This window comes from Streptomyces swartbergensis, assembly GCF_002148965.1.
GTDB lineage: Bacteria > Actinomycetota > Actinomycetes > Streptomycetales > Streptomycetaceae > Streptomyces > Streptomyces swartbergensis.
Genome location: NZ_NGFN01000376.1, coordinates 1 through 8,249 on the forward strand (window position 1 = coordinate 1; position 8,249 = coordinate 8,249).

General features: G+C 71.3%; 6 protein-coding genes and 1 pseudogene. All 7 read left to right on the plus strand.

Annotated elements, in window-relative coordinates; all coding sequences use genetic code 11:
• Positions 1-249, plus strand: a pseudogene (locus tag CA983_RS36995) (cupin); the annotation flags it as partial.
• Positions 250-397: 148 nt separating this feature from the next.
• Positions 398-1,348 (plus strand): 5-dehydro-2-deoxygluconokinase, encoded by a 951-nt coding sequence (gene iolC / locus CA983_RS37000; protein ID WP_086605115.1) that lies wholly within the window; start codon positions 398-400, stop codon positions 1,346-1,348.
• On the plus strand, positions 1,345-2,226 hold the full coding sequence (locus tag CA983_RS37005; protein WP_086605116.1) for a Cgl0159 family (beta/alpha)8-fold protein: 882 nt from the start codon (positions 1,345-1,347) through the stop codon (positions 2,224-2,226). Before iolC ends, CA983_RS37005 begins: the two co-directional genes overlap by 4 nt.
• A gap of 10 nt (positions 2,227-2,236) precedes the next feature.
• On the plus strand, positions 2,237-3,058 hold the full coding sequence (iolB, locus tag CA983_RS37010) for a 5-deoxy-glucuronate isomerase (protein ID WP_086605117.1): 822 nt from the start codon (positions 2,237-2,239) through the stop codon (positions 3,056-3,058).
• Complete coding sequence (gene iolD / locus CA983_RS37015) at positions 3,055-4,932, plus strand: 3D-(3,5/4)-trihydroxycyclohexane-1,2-dione acylhydrolase (decyclizing) (protein ID WP_086605118.1); 1,878 nt, start codon at positions 3,055-3,057, stop codon at positions 4,930-4,932. The genes iolB and iolD overlap by 4 nt, the downstream gene beginning before the upstream one ends.
• Before the next feature lie 14 nt (positions 4,933-4,946).
• Positions 4,947-6,449, plus strand: coding sequence for a CoA-acylating methylmalonate-semialdehyde dehydrogenase (gene mmsA, locus CA983_RS37020; protein WP_086605119.1), 1,503 nt, complete (start codon positions 4,947-4,949; stop codon positions 6,447-6,449).
• Positions 6,450-6,664: 215 nt separating this feature from the next.
• On the plus strand, positions 6,665-8,249 hold a 1,585-nt coding region (locus tag CA983_RS37025), incomplete at its 3' end, for a S15 peptidase family protein (protein WP_143645662.1).

Below are 8,249 nucleotides of genomic sequence, written 5' to 3' on the forward strand. Positions count from 1 at the left end.
GTGCACGGCGACCACTGGGAGATCCACACCGAGGCGGACGAGGTCGTCTCCTGCCTCACCGGCGGGATACGCCTCCACCTCCGCCCGGAGCGGCCGGGAGAGCAGGAGGAGGTGGCCGGCCTGACACCGGGCACCGCCGTCGTCGTGCCGCGCGGCCGCTGGCACCGCATCGCCCTGGACGCCCCCAGCGACATCATGTCCGTCACCCTGCCGCGCGGCAGCCGTCTGGAGAGGCGGACCGACAGCTAGGGCCGAAGACTTGACCGAAGAGGCGGACACGGACCAGGGCATGCCGAAAGCGCTGTCATGATCTGGTCCGAATGTCCGGACAAAACATTGACAGGGCTTCGGGAAGGGGGCTACAAAGCCGGGGAGAGCCGACACCGAGGGGAAGCCGATGGCCTACGACCTGATCACCATGGGGCGCATCGGAGTGGATCTGTATCCGCTCCAGACGGGCGTCCCGCTGCCGCAGGTCACGTCCTTCGGCAAGTTCCTCGGCGGCTCGGCCACGAACGTCGCGGTCGCCGCGGCCCGCCTGGGACGGCGGACCGCGGTGATCACCCGCACCGGCGACGACCCCTTCGGCACCTACCTGCACGAGGCCCTGAAGGGCTTCGGCGTGGACGACCGCTGGGTCACCCCGGTCCCCGGCCTGCCCACCCCGGTCACCTTCTGCGAGGTCTTCCCGCCGGACGACTTCCCGCTGTACTTCTACCGGCAGCCCAAGGCCCCCGACCTGGAGATCGACGCCCACGAACTCGACCTGGACGCCATCCGCGACGCCCGCGTCTTCTGGGTCACGGGCACGGGCCTGAGCGAGGAGCCGAGCCGTACGGCGACCCTCGCGGCCCTCGCCCATCGAGTCAAGTCGGGCACGACGGTCTTCGACCTCGACTGGCGCCCGATGTTCTGGACGAACCCGGACGCGGCCCGCCCCTTCTACCAGGAGGCCCTGCGCCACACCACCGTCGCGGTCGGCAATCTCGACGAGGTGGAGGTCGCCACCGGCGTGCGCGAACCCCACGCCGCCGCCCGGGCCCTCCTGGACGCCGGTGTCGAGCTGGCCGTCGTCAAGCAGGGCCCCAAGGGCGTCCTCGCCGTCAGCCGCGAGGGCGTCACCGCCGAGGTCCCGCCGCTGCCCGTGAACGTCCTCAACGGACTCGGCGCGGGGGACGCCTTCGGCGGCTGTCTCGTCCACGGCCTGCTGGCCGGCTGGGACCTGGAGAAGACCATGCGGCACGCCAACGCCGCCGGCGCCATCGTCGCCTCCCGCCTGGAGTGCTCGTCCGCGATGCCCACTCCGGACGAGATCGAGGCGGCCGTCACCGCGGGGGCCGTCACGTGACCGTCGACGTCTCCCAACTCGTCCACCTCCGCAGCCACCGCCCGGAGGCGATCGCCGAGGCCGCCGCCCGCCGCCCCCGCCGTTCCCTGCTGAACGACAACGGCCGGCTGATGATCGTCGCCGCCGACCACCCGGCCCGCGGCGCCCTCGGCGTCGGTGGCCGCAGCATGGCCATGGCCAACCGCGCCGACCTCCTCGAACGCCTCTGCCTGGCCCTGTCCCGCCCGGGCGTGGACGGCGTCCTCGCCACCGCCGACATCCTCGACGACCTGCTCCTGCTCGGCGCCCTCGACGGAAAGGTCGTCCTGGGCTCGATGAACCGCGGCGGCCTCCAAGGCGCGAGTTTCGAACTCGACGACCGCTTCACCGGCCACCGCCCCGAGGACATCGAGCGCCTCGGCTTCGACGCGGGCAAGCTGCTCCTGCGCATCGACTACGACGACCCGGGCTCCCTCACCACCCTGGAGTCCACCGCCCGCGCCATCGACGACATGGCCGCCCGACGGCTCCCCGTCTTCGTCGAGCCGTTCATCTCCCGCCGCGACGACACGGGCAGGCTGCGCAACGACCTGTCCGCCGAGGCCGTCACCCGGTCCATCGCCATCGCCTCGGGCCTGGGCGGCAGTTCCGCCTACACCTGGCTGAAGGTGCCGGTCACCGACAACCCCGACGACATGGCCGAGGTCATGGCCGCCTCCACGCTGCCCGCCGTACTGCTGGGCGGCGAGGTGGGCGACGACCAGGACGGGGCGTACGAGAAGTGGCGCGGCGCCCTGCAACTGCCCACCGTGCGAGGACTGGTGGTCGGCCGGTCGCTGCTGTACCCGGCGGACGGCGACGTGGCCGCCGCCGTGGACACCGCCGTAGGACTGCTGTGAGGGCCGTTCCATGACCAGTGAGCTGTACGTCCCCAAGGGCACCACCACCGACGTGAACTACGTCCTGGACATCGACCCCAAGCGGGCCGGCTGGACGCACAGCAGCCTGCGGATCGTGGAGCTCGCACCGGGCGGCACACACACCTTCACCACCGGGGACAGCGAGTGGATCGTGCTGCCCCTGACGGGCGCGTGCAACGTGCGCGTCGAAGACGAAGAGTTCCACCTCTCGGGCAGACAGAGTGTGTTCGCGTCGGTCACCGACTTCGCGTACGTGCCCCGTGACGCCCGGGCCCAGATCGCCTCCGGCGCGGGAGGCCGCTTTGCTTTGGCAGGAGCGAAGTGCGAGCGACAACTCCCCGCCCGCTACGGCCCCGCGCCGGAGGTCCCCGTCGAGGAACGCGGCAGCGGCACCTGCACGCGCCAGGTCCGCAACTTCGCCTCGGCCGACGCCTTCGACTGCGACAAGCTCATCGCGGTCGAGGTGATCACCCCCGGCGGCAACTGGTCCTCGTACCCGCCGCACAAGCACGACGAGCACCGGCCCGGCGAGGAGTCCGAGCTGGAGGAGATCTACTACTTCGAGATCGACGGCCCGAACGGTTTCGGCTACCAGCGCGTATTCCCCTCGCGTGAGGGCGGATCCGACGTCCTCACGGAGGTCCGCTCCGGCGACGCCGTCCTCGTCCCCGACGGATGGCACGGCCCGTCCATCGCCCAGCCCGGCCACGACATGTACTACCTCAACGTCATGGCCGGTCCGGGCGAGACGCGGGAGTGGCGGATCTGCTTCCATCCGGCCCACGTAGAAGGCACAGGGGGTTACCGATGACGACCCGGCTGACCGTCGCGCAAGCGCTGGTCCGTTTCCTCGCCGCCCAGTACACCGAACGCGACGGCGTACGGCAGCGGCTCATCGGCGCCACCTGGGGCATCTTCGGCCACGGCAACGTCGCCGGCATCGGCCAGGCGCTCCTGGAGCACACCGACGCGATGCCGTACCACCAGGGCCGCAACGAACAGGCCATGGTGCACGCGGCGGTCGGCTACGCGCGCCAGTCCAACCGCCTGTCCACGCACGCGGTGACGACCTCCATCGGCCCGGGCGCCACCAACCTCGTCACCGGCGCCGCCCTGGCGACCATCAACCACCTGCCGGTGCTGCTCCTGCCCGGCGACATCTTCGCCACCCGCCCCGCCGACCCGGTCCTCCAGCAGCTCGAAGTGCCGTACGCGGGGGACGTGTCGGTCAACGACTGCCTGCGCCCGGTGTCGAGGTACTTCGACCGGATCACGCGGCCGGAGGCCCTGATCCCGTCCGCGCTGAGCGCGATGCGGGTGCTCACCGACCCCGTCGAGACCGGCGCCGTCACCCTCGCCCTGCCCCAGGACGTGCAGGCGGAGGCGTACGACTGGCCCGACGACTTCTTCGCCGAGCGCACCTGGACCGTACGGCGTCCCGGCGCCGACCCGACGGAACTCGCCGAGGCGGTACGGATCATCCGCGCGGCGAAGAGGCCCCTGGTCGTCGCCGGCGGCGGCGTCCACCACAGCCGCGCCGAGGAGGCGCTCGCCGAGTTCGCCGAGACCACCGGCATCCCGGTCGCCTCCACCCAGGCCGGCAAGGGCTCCCTGCGCCACGACCACCCCCAGGACGTCGGCGGCATCGGCCACACCGGCACGGCCACCGCGGACGAACTCGCCCGCACCGCCGACCTGGTGATCGGCGTCGGCACCCGCTACACCGACTTCACCACCGCCTCCGGCACCCTCTTCACCGGCGAGAACGTCCGGTTCCTCAACCTCAACATCGCCCCCTTCGACGGCCACAAGCTCGCCGGGCAGCCCCTGATCGCGGACGCCCGCACCGGCCTGGAGGAGCTGACCGAGCGGCTGGAGATGCACGGCCACCGGGTCGCGCCGCTGTACGCCACCGAGTACACCGAGGACAAGGAGCGCTGGGAACAGCGCGTCGACGCCTGCTACGAGGTGGACGAGCCGGACACCCGCCCCACCCAGCCCCAGGTCCTCGGCGTCCTGGAGGCCCTGGTCGACGAGTCGGACATCCTCATCAACGCCGCCGGTTCCCTCCCCGGCGACCTGCACAAACTCTGGCGGACCCGCTCGTACGACCAGTACCACCTGGAGTACGGCTACTCCTGCATGGGCTACGAGATCCCGGCCGCCATCGGCGTCAAGATGGCCGCCCCCGACCGGCCCGTGTGGGCGCTGGTCGGCGACGGCACCTACCTGATGATGCCGACGGAGATCGTGACGGCCGTGCAGGAGGGCGTCGCGATCAAGGTGCTGATCATCCAGAACCACGGCTACGCGTCCATCGGTGGCCTGTCCGAGTCGGTCGGCGGCGAGCGGTTCGGCACCGCCTACCGCTTCCCGTCCGAGGACGGCACGTACACGGGGCCGCCGCTGCCGGTGGACCTCGCCGCCAACGCGGCCAGCCTCGGCATGCGCGTCCTGCGCGCGAAGTCGGTACGGGACCTGCGGGAGGCCCTCGCGGAGGCCCGGGCCGCCGACACTCCCACATGTGTCTATGTGGAGACCCAAACGGCAGACACAGTGTCGGGCGCGCCTCCCGCCCAGGCCTGGTGGGATGTACCTGTGGCCGAGACCGCGACACGGCCGTCCGCGGTCAAGGCACGTGAGCTGTACGAACGGCACGTCTCCACCCGACGCCGCCATCTGTGAAGGAGTTCCCGGCCATGACGAAGATCGTCAACCACTGGATCGGCGGCAAGACCGTCGAAGGCGCCTCGGGCACGCACGGGCCGGTGACCGATCCGGCGACCGGCGAGGTGACGACGAAGGTCGCGTTCGCCTCGGTCGACGAGGTGGACGCGGCGGTCGCCGCCGCCAAGCAGGCCTTCACCACCTGGGGCCAGTCCTCGCTGGCCCAGCGGACCTCGATCCTCTTCAGGTTCCGGGCGCTGCTCGACGCCCACCGCGACGAGATCGCCGAGCTGATCACCGCCGAGCACGGCAAGGTGCACAGCGACGCGCTCGGCGAGGTGGCGCGCGGCTTGGAGATCGTCGACCTGGCCTGCGGCATCAGCGTCCAGCTGAAGGGCGAGCTGTCCACGCAGGTGGCGAGCCGCGTGGACGTGTCCTCGATCCGCCAGCCGCTCGGTGTCGTCGTGGGCATCACGCCGTTCAACTTCCCGGCGATGGTGCCGATGTGGATGTTCCCCCTCGCCATCGCGTGCGGCAACACGTTCGTGCTGAAGCCGTCCGAGAAGGACCCGTCGGCGTCCATCAAGCTCGCCGAGCTGTTGGCCGAGGCCGGCCTGCCGGACGGCGTCTTCAACGTCGTCCACGGCGACAAGGTGGCCGTCGACCGCCTGCTGGAGCACCCGGACGTCAAGGCGGTCTCGTTCGTCGGCTCGACCCCGATCGCCCGCTACATCCACAGCACCGCCTCCGCCAACGGCAAGCGCGTCCAGGCGCTCGGCGGCGCCAAGAACCACATGCTGGTCCTCCCGGACGCCGACCTCGACGCGGCGGCCGACGCCGCCGTGTCCGCCGCCTACGGCTCGGCCGGCGAGCGCTGCATGGCCATCTCGGCGGTCGTCGCGGTCGGCGCGATCGGCGACGAACTGGTGGAGAAGATCCGCGAGCGCGCCGAGAAGATCAAGATCGGCCCCGGGAACGAACCCTCGTCGGAGATGGGCCCGCTGATCACCAAGGTCCACCGCGACAAGGTGGCCTCCTACGTCGAGGGCGCGGCGGCCGAGGGCGCCGAGGTGGTCCTGGACGGCACCGGTTACACCGTCGACGGCTTCGAGAACGGCCACTGGATCGGCATCTCGCTGCTCGACAAGGTGCCCACGAGCGCGAAGGCCTACCGGGACGAGATCTTCGGCCCGGTCCTGTGCGTGCTGCGCACGGAGACCTACGAGGAGGCCCTGGACATCGTCAACGCCTCGCCGTTCGGCAACGGCACCGCGATCTTCACCCGGGACGGCGGCGCGGCCCGCCGCTTCCAGCTGGAGGTCGAGGCCGGCATGGTCGGCGTGAACGTCCCGATCCCGGTCCCCGTGGGCTACCACTCCTTCGGCGGCTGGAAGGACTCGCTCTTCGGCRACCACCACATCTACGGCAACGACGGCACGCACTTCTACACCCGCGGCAAGGTCGTCACCACCCGCTGGCCCGACCCGGCCGACGCCCCGACGGGCGTGGACCTGGGCTTCCCGCGCAACCACTGAGGTTTTCCGCTCCCGGAGGCGCAGGGGCCTCAGGGGCGCGGGGAACTGAGGGGCAAGCCACGACAAGCCCGCACCCGGCCGATCACAACACCACCCGAGCTCGATCCGTACACCACCCGCAGTACGCCGAAAACTCCGTGTACACCCCTGGAAGGCCTCGCACTTCGGTCTCCGGTCGACAACTCATCGACAGGTTGACCCCGTACCGTTGACGCATGGATCTTCGACTGCCCGGACTGAACGGGCTGCTTCGGAGGCCCCGGCGGCTCCTCGCCGCCGGGGCCGCCGTCGTCGTGCTCGCCGGCGCGGGGACGTGGACGGCCGTCGCGAACGACGAGGTGCCCCCGGTCGACCGCGCCGACCGGGTCCTGGACACGGGGAACGGGGTGCGCATCGACACCTCGTTCTTCACCTCCGGCGGTGACGGCCGTCGCCCCGCCGTCCTGCTCGGCCACGGCTTCGGCGGCAGCAAGAACGACGTACGGCAGCAGGCCGAGGATCTCGCCAGAGACGGCTACGCGGTGCTGACCTGGTCGGCGCGCGGTTTCGGCAAGTCCAACGGGAAGATCGGCCTGAACGACCCAAAGGGCGAGGTCGCCGACGTCTCGAAGCTCATCGACTGGCTCGCGAAGCAGCCCCAGGTCGAACTCGACAAGCCCGGCGACCCCCGCGTGGGCATGGCCGGTGCCTCCTACGGCGGTGCGATCGCGCTGCTCACGGCAGGACACGACCCCCGGGTGGACGCCATCGCCCCGGCCATCACCTACTGGAACCTCGCCGACGCGCTGTTCCCGAACGGCGTGTTCAAGAAGCTGTGGGCAGGCATCTTCGTCAACTCCGGCGGCGGCTGCGAGCGGTTCGAGCCCGCGCTGTGCCGGATGTACGAGCGGGTCGCCGAGTCGGGCAAGCCGGACGCCGAGGCGCGCAGGATGCTCGACGAGCGTTCGCCCTCCGCGGTCGGCAAGGACATCAAGGTGCCGACGCTGCTGATGCAGGGCCAGTCCGACTCGCTCTTCCCGCTCGGCCAGGCCGACCAGGCCGCGAAGGCGATCCGCGCCAACGGCGCCCCCGTGGACGTCGACTGGATCGCCGGCGGCCACGACGGCGGCGACATGGAGACGAGCCGCGTCCAGGGCCGCGTGCAGAGCTGGTTCGACCGCTACCTGAAGGACGACAAGGGCGTCGACACCGGCCCCGCCTTCCGCGTCACCCGCACCCTCGGCCTCGGCTCCGGCGACGGCGAACCCCGCCTGACCGGCGTGACCTCGGACCGCTACCCCGGCCTGGAGAGCAAGCAGCGCTCCATCGCCCTGGCCGGCCGCGAGCAGAGCTTCGACAACCCGCCCGGCGCCAGCCCGCCCGGCGTCTCCGCCCTGCCGGGCCTCGGCGGCGCGGGCGGCCTCAGCCAGCTCTCCACGCTCGGCGTCGGGGTCTCCCTCGACTTCCCCGGCCAGTTCGCCGCGTTCGAGTCGGCCCCGTTCCGGGACGACGTCCAGATGACCGGCTCCCCGACGGCCACGGTCCACGTGAAGTCCACCAGCGACGACGCCGTGCTCTTCGCCAAGGTCTACGACGTCGGCCCGGGCCGCACCCAGCCGGTGCTGCCCTCCCAGCTGGTCACGCCCATCCGGGTCGAGGGCGCCAAGGCCGGCAAGGACGTCACCCTCACCCTCCCGGCGATCGACCACGAGGTCGACGACGGCCACCGGCTGCGTCTGGTCCTCGCCTCGACGGACCTCGGCTACGCCTCCCCGACGACCCCCGCCACGTACACCGTCTCCCTCAAGGGCGACCTCAAGG

Coding starts and splice junctions, on each gene's coding strand:
- iolC (WP_086605115.1), top strand. CDS start 398: ATGGCCTACGACCTGATCACCATGGGGCGCATCGGAGTGGATCTGTAT.
- iolB (WP_086605117.1), top strand. CDS start 2,237: ATGACCAGTGAGCTGTACGTCCCCAAGGGCACCACCACCGACGTGAAC.
- iolD (WP_086605118.1), top strand. CDS start 3,055: ATGACGACCCGGCTGACCGTCGCGCAAGCGCTGGTCCGTTTCCTCGCC.